Here is a 19,974-nt window from a genome sequence, read left to right as displayed (position 1 = left end):
CTAATAGGAGAGAGGGTTTTGAACAAGAGCTTGAGGTTAAGTTCCGCTGATTTCTTTTTTATAAGTCACAAAATGCGGCATAAACCCACTGTTGCGCCATCATTTTGGATAAGGCGTAATCGAATCGAACTCAAGGTTATGACAGGGTAAGAGACTAATTTTATTGTCAAAAGCGTTATGCTTTAGGAAGCCACTTGTTCAGTATGTGGGCTAACTGCTCTGGGTCCACCGGTTTAGATATATAGTCATTCATGCCGGCCGCTATGCATTTTTCTCGATCCCCCTTAATCACGTTAGCCGTCATGGCAATAATCGGAATACCGTGATTAAGTACCTTCGAATTAGGATCACGGATCAAACCACAGGCTTCAAAGCCCCCCATTACTGGCATTTGGCAATCCATAAGAACAAGGTCATAAACTGTGCTCTCAAGCTTATCTAACGAAATTTTGCCATTGTCAGCTAATTCAACGTCGACACCGAAATCTTCTAACTGACACTGAGCCACCATTTGGTTGATCGCATTGTCCTCTACCACCAGCACTTTACCTGAGAACTGTGGTAATGCTTGGACATCAAAATCACGGTTACTGGTAGCATTGCCTTCTCTCAACTGGCTATTTTCTGCGCTTAATAATGGTTTAGGGGGCTTACTATTCGCTAAACTCAAGGTAAACCAGAACGTGGAGCCTTGACCTAGGGTGCTGTTCACACCAATGCCTCCACCCATTAATTCGACCAATTGCTTGCTAATGGCTAACCCAAGTCCTGTGCCGCCATAGCGGCGGGTGGTTGATCCGTCGGCTTGGCTGAATCGATCAAACAGTGTGCGCTGTTGCTCTTCACTTAAGCCGATCCCGCTATCGCTAATTTCAATTGATAACAAAACCTGATCATTCTCTTTTGGTTGCAGGTTATATGAGACCTTAATTTCACCTTCCGCAGTAAATTTAATGGCATTACCGATAAGATTAATCAGTATCTGACGGATTCGTCCTGCATCAGCATGTAACCAATATTGATCATCGCCATGCTCTGGGCATGTTAATAACAACCCTTTTTCTTCTGTGCGAAATCTCATTACGGCCATTAAGTCATTCATTAATTGATTAACATCAAAATCCAAAGGTTCCAATTCGAGCTTACCCGCTTCTACTTTAGAAAAGTCTAATATGCCATTAATGATACTTAATAAAGATTCTGCACTGGACTTAACCGTTTTCGCAAAATTATGTTGCTGTTTGTTTAATTGGGTGCGCAACAGGAGATTAGTCATACCAATGACGCCATTCATAGGTGTGCGAATTTCATGGCTCATATTTGCAAGGAATTCGCTTTTTGCTTCGTTAGCCACTTCTGCTTTTTTAACCGCATACTCTAATTTTTCAATGGATTGCTTACGATCAGTAATGTCGTAATTAATCCCAATCATTCGCACGGCTTGGCCATTTTTATCTCGTTGCACTTGAGCATTGGCTTTAATATAGCGAACGTCACCAGAGGGCCATATCACTCTAAAATCAATATCAAAATCTTTCTCATTGTTTAATGCCAATTGAATAGCCGTATCACAATATTCTAAATCATCAGGGTGTAAACCATTCTGCCAAGCGTCATATGCGCCGTTAAATTGATCTTCACTTGTGCCGTACAAGGTATACATCCATTTATCCCAAATAAGTGTGTTTTCTTTGATGTAGTAATCCCAAACCCCAATGCCTGCAGAATCCGTTGCTAATGATAAACGATTATTTAATATGCCTATTTTGTTGCCTAATGCATGAGAAGCGCTTTGAAAATTAGCAACTAGCTTTGCCACTTCTTCTATGTTTGTTTGTGGCCAAATAATTTTTTTATCATTTTCAATTTGATTAGGTAAATCGGCTGAAATACGGGCCAATATTTGAAGAGGTTTCGTAAGTGTTCTACTTAATGCAAACGCAATGAACAACATTGGTATAAATAAAATCGCAACGGCGATTAATCCGTTAATGGCCGAAGTATAAAGCGCTGCCTGCATAGGCGCTAACGGATATTCCACGTGTAGCGACCAATTGGTTTTTGCAATAGGTCGACTAGAAAAGTACGACGAATTTTTCCAAATTTTCATGATAGAAATATTACTCGCCGCCCCAGGTACATGCAGGTAGACATTTTCTAAATCTGTATTTATTTTACTGCCGGTAAATAATGTGGATTTTTGTAATGATTTTCGATTGGGGTCATTCGAAATAATTATGTTGTCATTACTATCGAGCAATGTAATTAATAATAAATCTTTAGAGCCATACACGCTTAAGTTCTTTTTTACCTGCTGTAAATTAACTGCACCAAGTGCAAAGTGAGAAAGCGTGTTGCCTTTCATAACTGGTGCAGAAACAGTAATAATGGGTTCATATGTTCCACCACGTCCCATAAACACATCGCTGACAACAGGTTCACCATAGGCGGCTAACGTTTTAAAATATGGGCGGTCGGAAAAATTAAGTCCTATTGTGGATTCACCACGTGAATTAATATTTGGATAAAATGCAACAGTGATGGCTTCTTCATTGGCAATATAGACATTAATAAAATCTGGAAACAAATTTTTGATTCGAGCCAGTTCTTCTTGGGTATCTTGTGAAGGCTGCAGACCAAAACTATCTGGCAGTTGTGCAATTGTGGTTACCGCTCTTAAATAACGATTCACCCAAAGCGATATTTCATTTTCAAGCTGTCGCGCTTCTGCCTGCACATTCACAACAGCCTGCTGATTAAGCACTACGTTTTCTCGGTAATTATGAAACAGCAGTAAGGAAAGGGTAGGAATCATCAAAAAAGCGGCAATAACATTGAAGATCATATTTTTATAATTATAAACGCAGGATATATGTTTGCTCTGTTTGCGAATGGCAGGAATATATAAAATTAAGCTTGCAATTAAGGTATTGAATAAACCATTAATCGATTGTTTGAGTACGATCACCAAGACCGATTGGGCGCCTAAACCCATAACGACACCATAAAAAATGACCACTAAAATAGAACCTAATGAAAGCCAATAAAAGGCATCTATCATGACTAAATTAGTATGCCCTCGGCGTAAAGCGACACCAACCCAAACCGCTTCTATGGCAAAAATAATAATTGCATAAGGGTGGTTCCATAAAAAGAATGTATAACTGGCAACAATGATCGATACCAACAACCCCCAACCACTGCCTAAAATCACAATAGCAATAAGGCTGAAAATACTACCAAAGATAAAGGCGACGCCATAAGCAATGGGTAACGCTAGGTAGTTACCGGCATAACCCAAGGCCATTAGGAGGAGTGCTGTGAATATTACTTTAGGAGCAATCGTTATGTGCATACAGGCTCAAATGGTCGAGATAAGCATCAATTTACTTATGATCCGATTCTCAGGCGTGGATCAAATACTGGAATGACAAACGTAGGCTATCGGCTAATTCCTTAAAGGTAAGACTAGACGCTATTTATAGTAACTGCATGAGAAGTACAAAAGAGATCGATTTGGGATGCAAAATAGAATGTAAAAAGGAAACACTGCGAGGTTAAGAGCGCTTCAGTAAGCTATTTCGTATAAAAACGTTAAGTGAGTGCAATAAATATTTTTTAGGCATAAAAAAAGGTGGCCTAGGCCACCTCAGACTGCTGATAAACCCCAGTGTTTTCACTGGGGTTTATTCATTTCAGGGCAATTTAAGCGCCTCCTTGCTCAATTTATTCTCACCTCATATATCTCAATTTAATATTCCACCCACACTTATCGAGCTTTAGTTTGGCCTGATAAGGCTTTTCTGACAGGCATTTTTAATGCAAAGCGCTTTACGCTGCCATTAATGCGATCTTTTTCATATTTTGCGCAGCGGCCGTCATTAAGCACTGCATTTGCACTTTGTGTTTGCCTCGAAATTGCGCGTAGCGATAGCCGTGTAATTGTTTGGCATCTGCAAAACTTCTTTCCACCGTTTCCTTTCGCCTTGCGTAAAGTAGTTTGCCTTTGTCTGTTAAGCGGTGTTCGTTGATTCTATCCTTGCTGCCTTCCCAAACATGCCGCGTGATCACTTTTGTGTGATTTTGACTGTTGATACAGCGCGTTAAGTCTGGGCAGTGTTGGCATGCGTTTGCGTCGCTATGATATTGGCGATAGCCTTCTCGAGTGGTGGTGCGATAAAAAACATTCTGTCCTTGTGGGCAGGTGTAGAGATCTTGTGTTTCATCGTAAACGTATTGGTTTTTGTAGAAATACCCTTTTTTATGCGTGGGTCGTCTGTAGCCCATGACACCATAAAGGTTTCTATCTTCGATGCCTTTGCATAACGCTGCGGTAAAATACCCAGCATCCAAACCCACATGCTGAAGATTAAATCCAAAACGTTGCACCTGTCTGTCGAGTCTTGCTAGATACGGGACACTGTCGTGAACATTACCCGCTGTGACGTGTACGTCGGTAATGATGTTGCAGCGTGCATCAACTGTGCGATGGTCTAAATAGAAAAACCCCTTTGGCTTGTTATCACGCACCATGTAGCCACTGTCTTTGTCTGTGGTGCTTTGTTTGATGTCTCTCGATTTATTGGGCGTCTCTGACCGCGACGCCAAGGGCTTTTTTCCGTGATCTAGCCTGTCTTGCTCAACCGCTTTATCCAGCTCATCCATATACGCTTGGCGTTCAGCTTGTGCTTGCACTTTAATGTGCTTGTTTTTATTGGCGTTGGCTTTCAAATGAGTAGAGTCGGTATAAAGGGTGGTTCCGCCCACCAGCTTCTTCTTCATGGCTTGCAGCACGATTTCATCAAAAATCTGCTGATAGACATCGGATTCTTTAAACCGTCGAATACGGTTTTGGCTTAAGGTGGAGGCATCGGGAATCTTGTCGGTTAACCCAAGACCTAAAAACCACCGATAGGCCACGTTAACCTGAACCTCGCGGATTAATTGGCGCTCGCTGCGCACGCCAAATAAATAGCCGATGAATAATAATTTGAACATCAAAGTGGGATCTAACGCCGGTCGGCCGTTATTGGGGCTATAAAAGTCTTTGACTAAATCGTGAATAAAACTGAAATCCACTTTCTGCTCAATCTTGCGCAGAAGATGGTCATTAGGCACAAGCTCGTCAATGGAAACGAACTCAAGTTGCGACTGTGTTTGGGGGCGGTCATTTAGCATGGCCCTATTATAAAAAATCCTCACCTAAAAAGGCGAGGACTTTGTCAGCAGTCTGAGGTGGCCTAGGCCACCTTTTTTGTTTACATCTTAAGGCTAGTGAAGGCCTTGGATGTAAGCAGCAACAGCCGCGACTTCTTTGTTCGACATACGGCCGGCAATATCACGCATAACCGCACTTGCATCATTGTTACGCTTATCTTCTTGGAAGCTTACCAACTGGGCTTTGATGTAGTCGCCATGCTGGCCACCAAGAGCAGGGAAACCTGCGGCTTCCATACCATCACCATTAGGGCCATGACACGCTAAACAAGCCGGTACGCCTGTGGCTAGGTTGCCTGCACGGTAAATTTTCTCACCAAGTGCGACTTTATCTTTTGCCGCATAACCCACGGTGCGCTTGTTACCTGCGAAGTACGCAGCTAAATCCGCCATTTGCTCATCGCTAAGGGCCGCAACTTGGCCTTTCATGATGGCGTTATCACGCGCTCCGCTTTTTGAACTCCATTAATTGCTTTAGGATGTATTTTTCACCAAGACCTGCGATCTTAGGGAAGCTTGCTGCTGCACTGTTGCCGCCTTGGCCGTGACAAGCCGCACATGCACCAGCGATTTTTTTACCCGCTTGGGCATCGCCTGCTTGTGCGCCTGCAACTAAACCCAAAGACAACATCAAGCTAATTGCCAAGTTTTTCATGAATCACTACCTTAAATACGAATGAAATTAGTTTATTTCGCTTTGCTCATATATACGATCAAAGCTTTAAATTGTTCAGCTGAGCAATCCATACATAGACCCTTTGGCGGCATAGCACCCTTACCTTGGATGACACTTTTCACGAGCGCATCGATGCCTGTCGCCATTCTAGGCTGCCAAGCAGCAGAATCAAACGCTTTTGGGGCTCCAGCAACACCTACTGCGTGGCAAGCGGCGCAAGCTTGGTTATACTTAGCCTCAACGTCAAACGCTTGGGTAGATGCTGACAAAATAAGTGCAGCTGTTAATCCTAGTATCTTTTTCATGGCTCTCTCTCTCCGTGCCAATATTAAGTTTGGCTTGCAGGTCCACATAAAATTTGTGGCATTATAACCAAAGTTAACCCACTTACAACTTGACCCATAGCAGTAAAGGCCTCATGAACCCAGTTCAGATCAATTTTCAAAAGGCGCATTTCATCACCAGCGCCCCTAGTTTAAAGCAATGTCCAGATGATTCTGGGGTTGAAGTGGCGTTCGCTGGCCGCTCCAATGCTGGCAAGTCCAGTGCTCTTAATACTTTAGCTCAACAAAATAAATTGGCACGTACCAGTAAAACACCTGGTCGTACGCAATTGATCAACTTTTTCGAAATCGAACCGGATATCCGCATTGTGGATCTACCCGGTTATGGTTTTGCCAAAGTGCCCGATCGCATGAAACGCGAGTGGCAGAAAAACATGTCGGAATATTTAGAAGCTCGCCAAAGTCTAAAGGCATTGGTATTGGTAATGGATATTCGTCACCCGCTCACTGAATTTGACGTCATGATGTGCGATTGGGCCGTTGAAGCACAAATGCCGGTACACATTTTACTTACTAAGTCTGACAAGCTAAAAAGGGGGCCGGCACAAAATACACGCTTGCAGGTGAAAAAGTCGATGGCCTACATGGGTGACCTGCTAACGGTTCAAACCTTTTCGTCACTTAAAAAAGAAGGCAACGATGTGCTACAAAAACAAGTGAGTACCTTCTTATTGCCAAATCAACCAAGCGAAGTCACCGCTGATTAAAATGATGCGCTCAACTGGGCGCCTAGGGCCACCTGGGTGCCTGCTGTGTATTCAAGGCGTGAACGCTGGCCATTCAATGTAAACGTCTGTGTTGGCTGTTGTACGATGGCCACATCAACAAATGGACGCACCTGCATTTGATTCATCACATCCCATAAATATTCAACGGTAAAGCTGACTCTTGATTGGCTGCCGTAATCCACTTCATTTTGCACTTGCGTCGAGTAAGCCGAATAACTGAGCATGTAATCAACCGATAACGTACCCATAATTTGATGGTGCAGTTGAAGCGGCATCACGCTGCCAAAGCTTGCGCCAAACGAAATAGGGGCTGATACTTTCTCGCCGTTCACTTTGTCTGATAACGCGGCAGATGTGTAAGCTCGGCCCATCCAATGGGTGTCCATCTCGGTTTCCCAATTCGCGGCAATGCCCGTTTTTAACGCTAAGAAGCCTTGTCCTTGCCCACCTGAACGCCCTGTTTGTTTGCTGTTTTGGGGTGAGGCTAGACGTGTCTTACACACGGAAGAGGAACTGCTGCATATAGGTAATTGAATTTCATTTTCCCAAATTGCCAAGTGGTTGATGCGCATATTACCCAGTAAACTCAGTTCTGTGCCGCCTTCATTTACCCAGTCACCTTCAACGTTATCACCCGCTTCGGCATCAATGCTGCTCTCACTTTTTTCATAAGCGTAAGCATACCGTACGCCTAAATTGAGGTCAGAGTTCAGCCCGGTCATGTAGGTTAGCTCAGTAATAAATCCATAACCTTTGCCCCGTGCATCGGATATATCACGATCGTTATTTTCAATCCCTTTTAGGCTGGCGTCATCAATATAATTACCGCCTGCATAATGGTCTGTCATGGAAATTTTAGTGCTGGCGTACTGTTGCCCTGTCGCTAACATATCCCCAGGGAAATTAAGCGGTTGGGCAAGTGACACTTGGCTAAGTAAAGCCAATGAGAGAGCTGTTGAGGAACGTAACCACATGGTGAGGCCTGATCATTATTATTGTATTTGGCTAGAGTGCGAAGACTGCGGGCTACAAGGTGGTTTGTCAATATTCGGTATTGGCACAAAAGTGCAAAAATTGTGCTCATCCAACTAAAATTAAGCGCTCCTTTATTAGCACTCGCTAACCTTGCAGCCACCCTAGGATTTGGATTGTGGATAAGTTTTTTGTAACAGAGCTGGCAAATTGGCTGAGCTCTTCTAATCTCACTTATGAACTTACTAAGTTTCGTTGTGTCTTAGTTTTTGTTCTCCAATGTGTGTTGTAAATGCTTTACAAGTCCTTCGGTATCTCCCCAAGAATCCGAAGGTATTCAGTCTGATCGTTCTCCCCCAATGGCGATCAGGCTTTTTTTTGCCTAATCCTCATACATGCTTTTAATCAAATCAATGCCCGGCTTGATCGTAACGCGCCAAGTTTCTTCTAAATCATTATCAAATTCAGGGTCGTGCTTATGCAGGGTTTCCATCAAAGCATCTAACCAAAGGGTGTAGTGGCTTGGGTGTATGTTCATATGACGTCGGCTATGGCTTTCTCCTAATGCTCGAATTTTAGCATCGGACATGCCTCGTGCATGCATAACTAACCAGAGTATACCGCCACGAAGTAAACCTTCCTGCGCAGACATATCCGTATCAATAAACATATTACGAATTTCTTGTGATTTACCCATGAAAGAGGCGTAAAAATCTTCAAAAAAGATAGGGTTATTACAGCTACGACCGTAGCTCTGAAAAACTAAATCTGCATTACCCATGGAAACCCTCTAAGCGATTGGCGTCAAAAAGTGGCGCAGAATAACCAGCTTTACTGCGATAAGCAAAAAGCTTTTTGGGGACAGTCTTATGTCCCCTTATTTAACTAGTGTGCTTCATCCCAATTAGCACCGTGACCCACATCAACCAAGAGCGGGACATCTAGGTCGGCTGCGGCTTCCATGATGGTTTTAATCTGAGCACAGCTTTCTTCTAACTTGTCTTGCGGCACTTCAAAGATCAACTCATCGTGTACCTGTAAGATCATTTTCACGTCGCTTACTTGCTCGACCCATTCATGCATCTTCACCATGGCACGCTTAATTATATCGGCGGCGGTTCCCTGCATCGGCGCGTTAATGGCGGTACGCTCTGCTGCTTGGCGGCGCATACCGTTGCTTGAGTTAATTTCAGGCAAGTGCAAACGGCGGCCAAATAGGGTTTCGACATAACCTTGCTTAGCCGCTACGTCGCGAGTGCGCTCCATGTAATCACGCACCCCAGGGTAGCGTTCGAAGTAAATATCAATGTATTCCTGTGCCTCTTTACGGCCAACACCAATCTGACGAGCCAGACCAAAGGCGCTCATACCGTAGATCAAACCGAAGTTAACAGCTTTCGCATGGCGACGCTGTTCGCTGGTCACATCGGCTTCATCCACACCCATGATTTCAGCGGCGGTCGCCTTGTGGATATCTTTTCCTTGGGCGAACGCATCCAGCAAACCTTTGTCCCCAGATAAATGGGCCATAATGCGCAATTCAATTTGACTATAATCCGCTGCCACCATGATTGAGCCCTTGGGTGCTTCAAAGGCTTGGCGAATTTTTCGGCCTTCTTCGTTACGGATTGGGATGTTTTGTAGATTAGGATCCGTCGACGATAAACGGCCCGTTGCCGTCACGGCTTGTTGGTAAGAGGTATGCACACGACCGGTTGCGGGGTGAATCATCAATGGCAACTTATCAGTATACGTATTCTTTAATTTAGCAAGGCCACGGTGCTCTAGAATCACTTTGGGCAGCTCGTAGGTAAGGCTTAATTCCACCAATACTTCTTCAGCGGTAGACGGCTGGCCTTTAGGGGTTTTCTTGATAATTGGCAGTTCTAATTTCTCAAAAAAGATGGTTTGCAGCTGTTTAGGTGAGTTCAAATTGAACTCTTCACCGGCTAACTCAAAGGCTTGTTTTTCCAGTTCAGCCAAGCGCACACGTATGGATTCGCTTTGCTGGTGCAGCTTAGTCGCATTCACATAGGCGCCTTGCTTCTCCATGTAAGTAAGCACTTGCACAAGTGGCAGCTCAACATTTTGATACAAAGATAGTAATGACTCACTCTCACTTAGCTTTTGATTAAGCACTTCGTGCAAGCGCAACGTAATGTCGGCGTCTTCTGCGGCATATTGCGCCGCTTGCTCCACTTCAATTTGATTGAAGGTTAATTGCTTGGCCCCTTTGCCCGCCAGTGACTCAAACGAAATACAGTCATGCTCTAGGTGCTCTTTGGCCAAGGCATCCATGTTGTGTTTACTGCTAACGCTATTCAGCACATAACTTTCAAGCATGGTGTCATGAGCAATGCCACGTAAATGAATATCGTGATTGGCTAATACATGGGCATCGTATTTCAGGTTTTGACCCACCTTCAAGACCGACTCATCTTCTAAAAGCAGCTTAAGTTGTTCAAGCGCCCATTTACGATCAAGCTGCTCTGGCGCATCTAAATAATCGTGAGCCAGTGGTATATAGACGGCTTCATTTGGGCCCGTTGAAAAACTGACGCCCACAATGCTGGCCTGCATATAGTTCAAACTGGTGGTTTCGGTATCGAAGGCAAAGTAGGGGGCGTCTTGCAGTTTTTTGATGTAATTATTCAGCTCATCTTCTGTGGATAAAATGGTGTATAAACTTCTGTCCACATTTGCTTTTACAGGCTTAATGGTCTCTGTTTTGCCTGTGGATAATTCTTTCGACCACGTCTTAAATTCATACTCGGTGAAGTACGTTATCAGCGCGGCATTATCCACAGGGTTTACTTGTATGTCTTCTAAGCCCAGTTCTAATTCAACATCGCATTTAATTGTGGCTAGTTCGTACGAGAGAGGCAATTGCTCTAACGCTGAGCGGAGATTTTCGCCTACTTTGCCTTTCACTTGATCGGCGTTTTCCACGACCCCTTTTAAGGTGCCGTAAGCATCCAGCCATTTAACCGCAGTTTTTGGCCCGCACTTCTCAACGCCAGGGATGTTATCGACCTTATCGCCCATTAACGCGAGGTAATCGATGATTTGATCTGGGCGCACCCCAAATTTTTCAGACACGCCGGGTACATCCATAAACGTGTCTGTCATGGTGTTCATGAGGGTTACATGGTCGGTAACGAGCTGAGCCATGTCTTTATCACCCGTTGAGATAATCGTCTCTATGCCTTTCTGGCTCGCTTCAAGGGCCAATGTGCCGATAACATCGTCGGCCTCTACTCCGCCGATCACAAGTAACGGTAAACCCATGGCTTTGATAATGTCGTGAATAGGTTGGATCTGAACACGCAAGTCATCCGGCATCGGTGGTCGATTGGCTTTGTATTCACTGTATAAGTCGTTACGGAAGGTTTTTCCTTTGGCGTCAAATACCACTACAATTTTTGAGTCGGCATAGTCTTTTTGTAACTTGCGAATCATGCTGATCACGCCACGAATGGCATTAGTAGGAAAACCGCTGGAGGTATTCATTTCACGAATGGCGTGAAATGCGCGGAATAAATAGGATGATCCGTCAACCAATATGACTTTTTGTGCGTTGGATTCTGTCATGGGGCTATTCTTTTATGAGGCGGTAGCCGTACAATGGCTATTAATGTTCAATTTGTTGGTGAGTTTATCATGAAACCCATTCTATCTTGGCTATTAATGAGCCTGTTACTGGTCAGTTCTGTTAGCTTTGCTGCTGATGCGATCGAGCCGTCTATCGTAATTCGTCATAGTGACGATAAAACCTATTATGAATACACCGTAAATGGCGAAGTCCAAGAGATTAAGGTCGTGCCGAAAGAGGGGGCCACTTATTATTTGGTTCCTGTGGGTCAAGATAATGAAGACTTTAAACGTCAGACTCAATCTAAACTCGTCGTTCCTAAGTGGGTTTTATTCCGCTGGTAATTTTTCTTTTTTATTAATGAAGTGACATCATGTCTGTCTACACCCAGCTTGATAGCAAGCAATTCGATTCTATCTTAAGCCAATACCACTTAGGCCGCCTGCATACCTTTGAAGGTATCGCGGCGGGCATTGAAAACACCAATTATAAAATCACCCTAAACACTGCCAATGATCAAGCGGTGTATTTTTTAACCATTTTTGAGCAGTTAGATAAACAGGAGTTAAATTTCTTTATTCCGTTTTTGGCTCACTTAAAAAAAGAAGGCTGCGCATTGCCTGCACCAAAAGCGAATATAAATGGCGAGTTTTTATTTCAAGTCGGTGAAAAATGGGGCGTGATTTTTGAGTGTTTAGATGGTCATCACCTTGATAATATTTCATTAAACCATGCTCAAACCATTGGCGAAGAGTTGGCCTGTATCCACAAAAATGCACTCAGCTTTGCGCAAGGTCATGCAAACCCTCGCGGTTATTATTGGTTACAAAAACAAGCTCAATGTGAAACTTTAGTGATCAGCGATTATGATCGCCTATTACTTAAACAACAACTAAAAACCATGCAAGGCCTTTGGCAAGACTGGAACAATAACCCGCAGCTGGTAAAAAGTTTTATTCACGGCGATTTATTTGTGGATAACTGTTTATTTTTAGACAATGGTCAATTAAGTGGTGTCATTGATTTTTATGCCGGTGGCGATGATTATTGTATTTATGATGTGGCTATTTGCATTATGGCTTGGGCTAAAAAAGACGACGCGACCATCGATCAAACCATTGCGGATGCGATTGTAAAAGGTTATGAAAATGTACGACCATTAAGTTCGGATGAAAAACGTTATCTACCTGACTTTTTACGCTTAGCGGTCATGCGTTTTTGGGTATCGCGTTTAATCGCAAAAACAGATCAGCAAGGCGCCGCATTAACTACGGTTAAAAACCCTGATGATATGAAGGCGCTTCTGTTAAACCTGAATTAATCCTGATATATGGCGACTTAACTCGCCATATATAAAAAAGCCACGGCCTTTGGTTAGGCTGTGGCTTTTTATATTTTAACACCTAATGATATTGTGATCGTTATTTTGCTTTAAGCCAAAATAATGCAAAATTTTTGTTTGTGTCTGTCCAACAGTGCTCACTTTCAAAATCAGCTTCTTGTACAAATTGGGCAAAAGATTCGGGATTGAATTTATAGCTGTACTCTGTGGTAATTGACTCACCTTTTTTAAAACTTAAACGTTCACCAAAAAGCGATACCACTTGGTCATATTTACTTTTTAAATGCATTTCAATTCGACTTTTTTCGTCATTAAAAAATGCATCATGTTCAAAGTGATCTAGGTTAAAGTTACCTTTACCTAAACGATTTAAGTGGCGCAATATATTTAAATTAAACTGCGCCGTAATGCCTTTTTTATCATTATATGCAGCGTTTAAAATGGTCGTCGATTTTACTAAATCAACACCAATCAACATCGCGCCATTATCACCAACCGTGCTGCGCACACCTTTTAAAAAAGACAATGCCTCGTCTGGGTCAAAATTACCTAAACTAGAACCTGGAAAAAACGCGACTCTTTTGGCATTGGGTGATAGCCCGTGGGGTAAGGTGGCAGGCTGCCTATAGTCTAAACAAGTAGCATGGATTTCTAACCATGGAAATTGCTGTCGCAATTCAATCGCGCTATCAAACAAGAAGTCTTTACTGATATCTAACGGCACATACGCTTTAGGTTTAAGCGCATCTAACAACAATCGAATTTTAGTGCTGGCGCCACTGCCATACTCAATTAAGACCGCATTTTCACCCGCTTGCTCAATAATGTTTTGGCGGTAATCTTTTAGTAATTGAATTTCGGTACGCGTGGGGTAGTACTCATCTAATTGGGTTATGGCTTCGAATAACTCTGAGCCCACTTGATCGTAAAAGTATTTCGCCGAAATGCGCTTGGGCTGTTCACTTAAGCCATGGAGAATTTCTTGTCGTTGGTCGTGTTCGTGTAAATTATAATCATAAAAATACACACCATCTTGCGCTTCACGTTGACTCCCCATGGGGCTTCTCCTTTTCTTTGAGCCGTTATTCGTTTATGTCTTTTGCTAAACGAATACCCGTTTTGGGCCATTGATCTTGCGGATAGAAAAAATTGCGATACGTAATACGACTATGCTTGGCGGGCGTTAAATCACAGCCACCTCGTAATACCATTTGATTGCACATGAACTTGCCGTTGTACTCCCCAACCGCGCCCTCTGGTGCTTTGAATTTTGGATAAGGCTGATATGCACTTTGTGTCCACTGCCAATTATGATCAAACATATGGGCCAAGCTGGTTTGATGAGGGCCGTACAAAGTCTGTTGAGCGGCCACTTCCCATTCAGCCTCGGTAGGCAAACGACTGCCTTGCCACTGTGCAAAGGCATGGGCTTCGTAAAAACTAATATGGCTCACGGCCTGGTTTGTGTTTAACGGTCTTAAGCCTTGTAAGCTGTACTCATACCAATGACCATTTTGGTTTACCCAATACAAAGGATGCGCAATCTGCTGCTGTTGTCGCCACGCCCAACCATCACTTAACCACAGAAGAGGTTGCTCATAACCGCCATCTTCTACAAAAGCCAAATACTGCGCATTGTTTACCAACGAACGGCTCAACTGAAACGGCTGTAAAAACGTTTGATGCTGTGGCGTTTCGTTGTCAAAACAAAATTCATGGCCACTGGTGCCTATTTCAAACAAGCCTCCAGAGAAACTTTCGAATCCATCATGATGTATTAAAGGCGCAGGCACATCTAACTTTGGGTTGTCATAAACAGGAAAGAGGGGGTTTTGATAAAAGCTGTACTTTAAATCCATCAGCAACAACTCTTGATGCTGCTGTTCGTGGTTTAAACCTAACTCGACTAATGCTAATTGTTCATCACTGGCGGCATCAAAAAAAGCCGTCATGTGTTGATCAACATGCTGCCTATAATTCAGTACATCCGATAAAGACGGGCGAGATAATAAGTGTCGCTTAGGTCGAGCAAACTGCTCACCAACACCATTGTAATAGCTATTAAACAAAACCTGATATTGCGAATTAAAAGGCTGATACCCCTTGCTGTGCTCTAACAGTAAAAAGGTTTCAAAAAACCAGGTGGTGTGCGCGAGATGCCATTTTGCAGGGCTAACAAAGGGAGCCGCTTGCAAGGCACAATCTTCTGCTGATAAAGGCGATATTAATTGCTCAGAATACTGACGTACTTGCTGGTACTTGGCCTGCAAGCTGATGTGTCGATCTGCGGTAAGAGGTGCATCAAATGCTACAGACATACTAATCGCTTATTTTTCTAAAGTACTCAGACTAAGACCTGAGCGACAGTCTGACAAGCGGGTATGTAAACGAAAAAACACGAGGTGATCGAACACACCTCAGTGATATTTTAAAAAAGACTTTTTAATCAACTACTTAGGATTTAAACAGGTTATAAACTGCTGTTGTAAATATTCATAAAAATCTAAAAACTGGCCACTTTTAACAGGAAACGATGACGCGAGAGGGTCAATGTGTACCACTGGCACATCTGTGCCTTGCTGCAGTTTTTTCACAATACTGGCTTTAAATTGCGGCTCTACAAATAAACAGGCCACATTACCTTGCTCTAGCAGCTCACGCACTTGCAACAAGTGACGTGTGCCTATTGGCTGCTCAGGGTGTATCGCTAATACAGCCGTTTGATTAAGCTCAAAGTATTCGATCCAATAATGAAAGGCGTCATGAAAGCTCACAAACCCGTTTTCACGCTTGGCTAAATTCAACTGGGCTTGGGACTGCCATGTGGATAACTTTTCTAAAAATGCATCCGGTGTTGGTAAGGCGAGTTGCTTTTGCACCATAATTAAAATGTCTTTAATCGCGGCAGGGTTCAGCCAAATATGCGGGTCTTGGTCGCCATGGTCGTGTTCATCATGAGGGTTTGATACTTGCTCATGCTTGGCTTTCTCATCTCTATGACCCTCTGCATCAACACGCATATCAAATAAGACGGATAGATCGAGAACATTGCTTTTATTCAGCAACGTTTTTGTTAAGTAAGGCTCCATGTCTTGACCTAACCAAACCACATGCTGAGCTTGTGCAATTATGCCACGATGACTCGGCTTTAAGGCAAAGTCATGGGGCGACTGATTCGCCTTCATTAGAGTATCGACTTGTAGCTGAGGCCACGCACTCTTAATTAATAACGCCACAGGGTGAATAGACACCAATACTTGTGTGGACTGCGACCATGCCTGCGAGGTGTAAAACAGCACAACCACCAACAAACAACCTTTTAAACCCTGCATGGCCCTAACCTATATTTTTACCGCGTTCGAATGGACGATATGATACCCTATGGGCCGTTTATTTGGCGTAAAAAGTGTGAAGGAAAGCCTCTGGCATGAATGATTATTTAATTAAGCTGCGCAATGTCAGTTTTGTTCGCCAAGGCCGCGCCATTCTCAAAGATGTGAACCTTGAGATTCACCGCGGTGAAATCGTCACCTTAATCGGCCCAAACGGGGCGGGTAAAAGCTCATTACTGAAACTCGCACTTGGCCTAGAGACCCTCAGCAGCGGTCAACGCATCAGTTTGCCCGACCTGCGAATTGGCTACATGCCCCAAAAAATGAGCCTGCCTGACACTCTCCCATTAAGCGTTAAACACTTTTTAGAGCTGGCCAAGCGCTATCATAAAAGCCAATTAATGCGTGTTTGTGAACGCCTCAGTATTACTGACTTGCTTAAACGCCCCATGCAAAAATTATCAGGTGGGGAGTTACAGCGAGTCCTACTGGCCCGTGCGCTATTATCCAACCCAGAATTACTAGTACTTGATGAACCCGTACAAGGGCTAGACGTGAGCGGCCAAGCTGAGCTGTATCACCTTATCAGCGATTTAAAAGATGAGCTTAACTGCGGCGTACTTATGGTTAGCCATGACTTGCACCTAGTAATGGCCGCCACCAATAAAGTGATTTGCTTAAATGGCCACATTTGTTGTGAGGGGCATCCGCAAACCGTGCAAAACGACCCAAGTTACTTAGAGTTATTTGGGCGTTCGATGCCAGCTCATTTAGTGCCTTATACCCATCATCACGACCACACCCATGACGAGCACTGCTCTCATGATCACGCTCACGACGACAAAGGAGCGCACTAACATGATGTGGTTGCTGGATTCACTATTAGCAGGCTGGTTACTCAGTTTAATGAGCGGGCCACTTGGTTCATTCATCGTTTGGCGTCGTATGGCCTACTTTGGCGACACTCTTGCCCACAGTGCACTATTGGGCATTACACTGGGGTTCATGTTTGATGTGCAATTGAACTTAGCCATCGTATTGTGCGCCGTGTTTGTCGCTTTAATTTTAGCCAGCCTACAGCGCCAGCACTTTATCCCCAGCGATACCTTGCTAGGGTTAATGGCCCATACCACACTGGCAGCCGGGCTCGTCACGCTGAGCCTTGTGGACACGGTGCGCATTGATATTAACGCCTATTTATTTGGGGATTTATTGGCCGTCAACCGTGAAGACTTGATCACCTTAGCCATTGGCAGCGCCTTGGTGCTGCTGGTGTTATCGCGCATGTGGAAAGGCTTATTAGCCGCCAGTGTGTCAGAAGAGTTAGCACAGGTTGAAGGTTATCAAGTAGCGCGCTTACGCTTATTGTTTATGGTGTTATTGGCTGTTGTGATTGCCGGTGCGATGAAATTGGTCGGCGTATTACTGATTACAGCATTGCTGATCATTCCTGCCGCTGCCGCACGCCCATTAAGCCAAGGGCCAAAACAAATGGCCGCCTTAGCGACCATTATCAGTATGTTGGCCGTGGCCATGGGATTAGGATTATCGTATTACTTTGATACACCAGCTGGCCCAAGCATTGTACTGACCAGCGCGTTTTTCTTTTTATTAAGTCAAAGCGGCTATCGGCTCATAAAACAGCCTTAATAAAAAGCGGCCATTAAATTTTACTGTTCAAGTAATCACTCATATCTTGAGGATTTAACGGCGCAGTAAAGAAGCCTTCGTATTCACCTTGTGGATTTACCAATACCACCTGAGAGCTATGATCCATCAAATAGCTTTCGCCGTGGGGCTGTTTTTGAAAGAAAATGTGCATTTGGCGAGCCAACATCTCAATGTTATTGATCTCACCGCTCCACGCTTGGAACTTAGGATTAAAGTATTCGATGTAGCTTTTAAGCTGCGTGGGCGTATCTCTTTCTGGGTCAACTGATACAAGGGCTACTTGAAGATCAGGGCTCGTGACCTTGCTCGCCACTCGATTTAACTCAGCTAACGTCGTTGGGCAAACATCTGGGCAATAAGTGTAACCAAAAAAGACTAAGCTCCATCTGCCTTCGAAATTTTGCTCATGAATGGTTTGTCCGTTTTGGTCATACAAGTTTACACCTGTCAGTTTGATACTCTGCGGCAGGGGCTGATAACTTTCTGGCATAGGTTCACTGCAACCGGCCAAAACCAAAGATAAGGTACACAAGACAATTAATAAGTGCTGACGCATAATGTTCTCCGTTGAGTCGCCACATAATGCCAACAACCGTCACCGATATGTAGTGGTTTCTGACTTCTATCGCTTAATTTTATCGACTTTCATGAAACAGTGAATCCTATTGAATTCCTCTCACCCAATACATCGACAATTATGGCAGCTTGCCATTCCAGTAATGCTGTCGAATATATCCGTGCCGTTACTAGGATTAGTCGATACCGCGATATTAGGTCATCTAGACGATAGCCGTTATTTAGCGGCGGTTGCCATGGGCACCAGCTTGTTTACCTTCGTTTTTTGGAGTTTTGCATTTTTACGCATGGGCACAACCGCCATGGTGGCCAAACATTATCAACATCCACTGCAATTGAACGGCGTACTTCAAAGCGCAGTGTTACTGGCCTGCTCAATTGGTCTATTGCTAATGATCATTGCCAATCCGTTAATTGGTTTTATGCTCCATATTGTAGACGCGGTTGCCGATATCACGCCCTTAAGTGAGCAGTATTTAAATATCCGTTTTTACTTTGCACCGGTTAGTTTGCTCAATTACGTAGCACTAGGATATTTAATCGGTCTTGGGCGAACCCGTGAAACATTAGTGATCTTAGTGATCACCAATATATTAAACGGCAGTTTAAATTATGGCTTTGTTTATGGGTTGAACCTCAATAGTGCGGGTGTTGCCTATGCCAGTAATATCGCTGAAACGGTACAGCTCACCCTTGCGACGTATTTTATTAAACCAAAATTATTTAATGGCCCATCTTTTGCGTTTGTAAAAACCTTCTTCAGTGGATTTTTACAACTTAATATTCAATTATTTATTCGTACATTTTTCTTATTATTTACATTCGCATTTTTTATGACAAAAGGTGCTCAGCACAGTACGGCGCTATTAAGTGCCAATGCTATTTTAATTAATTTACTCATGTTTATTAGTAACGCATTAGATGGCTTTGCAATTGCATCAGAATCGTTGGTAGGAAAAGCATTGGCCGATAAAAAACTGCATCGCATTAAACAAGTGATCGCAGCCAGTGGATTATGGTCTTTTATATTTGCTATTGGGTTTTCGTTCGTATTATGGATAGCCAATGATTTAATTATTGGTTTGCTCACCAGCCAAGGCGATGTTCTTGTAATATTAAACCAGTTGCATTATTGGTTAATCTTTTTACCGCTCGCTGGTTTTGCCTGTTATTGGTTAGACGGCATATTTATTGGCTTAGCAGCGGGTAAAGCCATGCGCAACAGCGTATTGTTTGGAGTATTTGGTTTGTTTCTTCCGCTACAAGCCCTATTAGATCACTGGCCAATACATGGATTATGGTCAGCCTTATTTGCCTTCTTGATTGGTCGTGCTGTCTGGCAATTAGTCGTGCTGCCTAAAATCATGCAACATAATGCCAACCTTCTCACAGAATAATCGACTCATGCACTTTTTTCTCGCATTCGACTCACCTTGTACTAGGCTTAACTGCATCAACTCAGTGCTAACAATAAAAACGAATGACAGATATATTCTTATGGATTTATCTTCTAAAAATGGGCGT

Annotated in this window: 16 protein-coding genes and 1 pseudogene; 6 read left to right on the top strand and 11 right to left on the bottom strand. The window is 43.5% G+C overall.

Annotated features, from left to right (window positions below; genetic code table 11):
• Window positions 1–175: 175 nt before the first annotated feature.
• From ACU6U9_RS06640 to ACU6U9_RS06625, 4 genes and pseudogenes are all read right to left on the bottom strand, one after another.
• Window positions 176–3,355 carry an ATP-binding protein gene (locus tag ACU6U9_RS06640; protein ID WP_446734263.1) on the bottom strand — a complete coding sequence of 1,060 codons (3,180 nt, stop codon included), beginning with the start codon at window positions 3,353–3,355 and terminating at the stop codon, window positions 176–178.
• Window positions 3,356–3,831: 476 nt separating this feature from the next.
• Entirely contained in the window at window positions 3,832–5,178 is a 1,347-nt protein-coding gene (locus ACU6U9_RS06635) for an IS1182 family transposase (protein WP_446734001.1), read from the bottom strand.
• Between the two features lie 93 nt (window positions 5,179–5,271).
• A pseudogene (locus ACU6U9_RS06630) lies at window positions 5,272–5,872 on the bottom strand (c-type cytochrome).
• Between the two features lie 32 nt (window positions 5,873–5,904).
• Window positions 5,905–6,198: a c-type cytochrome gene (locus ACU6U9_RS06625; RefSeq protein WP_446734262.1), complete on the bottom strand. Its 294-nt coding sequence runs from the start codon at window positions 6,196–6,198 to the stop codon at window positions 5,905–5,907.
• A gap of 113 nt (window positions 6,199–6,311) precedes the next feature.
• Between ACU6U9_RS06625 and yihA the strand changes: the two genes are divergently transcribed.
• On the top strand, window positions 6,312–6,944 hold the full coding sequence (yihA, locus tag ACU6U9_RS06620; RefSeq protein ID WP_446734261.1) for a ribosome biogenesis GTP-binding protein YihA/YsxC: 633 nt from the start codon (window positions 6,312–6,314) through the stop codon (window positions 6,942–6,944).
• Here yihA and ACU6U9_RS06615 read toward each other — a convergent pair.
• The 3 genes from ACU6U9_RS06615 to polA all read right to left on the bottom strand — a co-directional run bounded on the left by ACU6U9_RS06615 (window position 6,941) and on the right by polA (window position 11,528).
• Entirely contained in the window at window positions 6,941–7,939 is a 999-nt protein-coding gene (locus ACU6U9_RS06615) for a hypothetical protein (protein ID WP_446734260.1), read from the bottom strand. The two genes, yihA and ACU6U9_RS06615, sit on opposite strands and share 4 nt — an antisense overlap.
• Window positions 7,940–8,319: 380 nt before the next feature.
• A complete protein-coding gene (locus ACU6U9_RS06610; RefSeq protein WP_446734259.1) occupies window positions 8,320–8,718 on the bottom strand; it encodes a globin in 399 nt (132 codons plus the stop codon).
• Between the two features lie 104 nt (window positions 8,719–8,822).
• On the bottom strand, window positions 8,823–11,528 hold the full coding sequence (gene polA, locus ACU6U9_RS06605) for a DNA polymerase I (protein ID WP_446734258.1): 2,706 nt from the start codon (window positions 11,526–11,528) through the stop codon (window positions 8,823–8,825).
• A 33-nt stretch (window positions 11,529–11,561) separates the two neighbouring features.
• On the opposite strand from polA, the gene ACU6U9_RS06600 reads away from it, so the two are divergent.
• Both ACU6U9_RS06600 and ACU6U9_RS06595 read left to right on the top strand, forming a co-directional pair.
• Window positions 11,562–11,873, top strand: coding sequence for a DUF2782 domain-containing protein (locus ACU6U9_RS06600; protein WP_446734257.1), 312 nt, complete (start codon window positions 11,562–11,564; stop codon window positions 11,871–11,873).
• 29 nt (window positions 11,874–11,902) lie between these two features.
• Window positions 11,903–12,850, top strand: a complete 948-nt coding sequence (locus tag ACU6U9_RS06595; RefSeq protein WP_446734256.1) for a homoserine kinase — start codon at window positions 11,903–11,905, stop codon at window positions 12,848–12,850.
• 100 nt (window positions 12,851–12,950) lie between these two features.
• On the opposite strand, the gene egtD is transcribed toward ACU6U9_RS06595, so the two are convergent.
• The 3 genes from egtD to ACU6U9_RS06580 all read right to left on the bottom strand — a co-directional run bounded on the left by egtD (window position 12,951) and on the right by ACU6U9_RS06580 (window position 16,203).
• Window positions 12,951–13,928 carry an L-histidine N(alpha)-methyltransferase gene (gene egtD / locus ACU6U9_RS06590; protein ID WP_446734255.1) on the bottom strand — a complete coding sequence of 326 codons (978 nt, stop codon included), beginning with the start codon at window positions 13,926–13,928 and terminating at the stop codon, window positions 12,951–12,953.
• 25 nt (window positions 13,929–13,953) lie between these two features.
• Entirely contained in the window at window positions 13,954–15,189 is a 1,236-nt protein-coding gene (gene egtB, locus ACU6U9_RS06585; RefSeq protein ID WP_446734254.1) for an ergothioneine biosynthesis protein EgtB, read from the bottom strand.
• Window positions 15,190–15,321: 132 nt separating this feature from the next.
• Entirely contained in the window at window positions 15,322–16,203 is an 882-nt protein-coding gene (locus ACU6U9_RS06580) for a metal ABC transporter solute-binding protein, Zn/Mn family (protein WP_446734253.1), read from the bottom strand.
• 95 nt (window positions 16,204–16,298) lie between these two features.
• Between ACU6U9_RS06580 and ACU6U9_RS06575 the strand changes: the two genes are divergently transcribed.
• Window positions 16,299–17,060 (top strand): ATP-binding cassette domain-containing protein, encoded by a 762-nt coding sequence (locus tag ACU6U9_RS06575; protein WP_446734252.1) that lies wholly within the window; start codon window positions 16,299–16,301, stop codon window positions 17,058–17,060.
• 1 nt (window position 17,061) lies between these two features.
• On the top strand, window positions 17,062–17,853 hold the full coding sequence (locus tag ACU6U9_RS06570; RefSeq protein WP_446734251.1) for an iron chelate uptake ABC transporter family permease subunit: 792 nt from the start codon (window positions 17,062–17,064) through the stop codon (window positions 17,851–17,853).
• Window positions 17,854–17,866: 13 nt separating this feature from the next.
• Here the strand turns inward: ACU6U9_RS06570 and ACU6U9_RS06565 are convergent, their stop codons facing one another.
• The gene (locus ACU6U9_RS06565; RefSeq protein ID WP_446734250.1) at window positions 17,867–18,430 is read right to left on the bottom strand and encodes an SCO family protein; all 564 of its coding nucleotides are present in this window, start codon (window positions 18,428–18,430) and stop codon (window positions 17,867–17,869) included.
• Between the two features lie 109 nt (window positions 18,431–18,539).
• Here ACU6U9_RS06565 and ACU6U9_RS06560 point away from each other — a divergent pair, with 109 nt between their 5' ends.
• Complete coding sequence (locus tag ACU6U9_RS06560) at window positions 18,540–19,847, top strand: MATE family efflux transporter (protein WP_446734249.1); 1,308 nt, start codon at window positions 18,540–18,542, stop codon at window positions 19,845–19,847.
• Window positions 19,848–19,974: the final 127 nt, after the last annotated feature.

The organism is Pseudomonas sp. HK3 (genome assembly GCF_052920985.1).
This window is presented reverse-complemented; position numbering and strand designations above follow the sequence as displayed.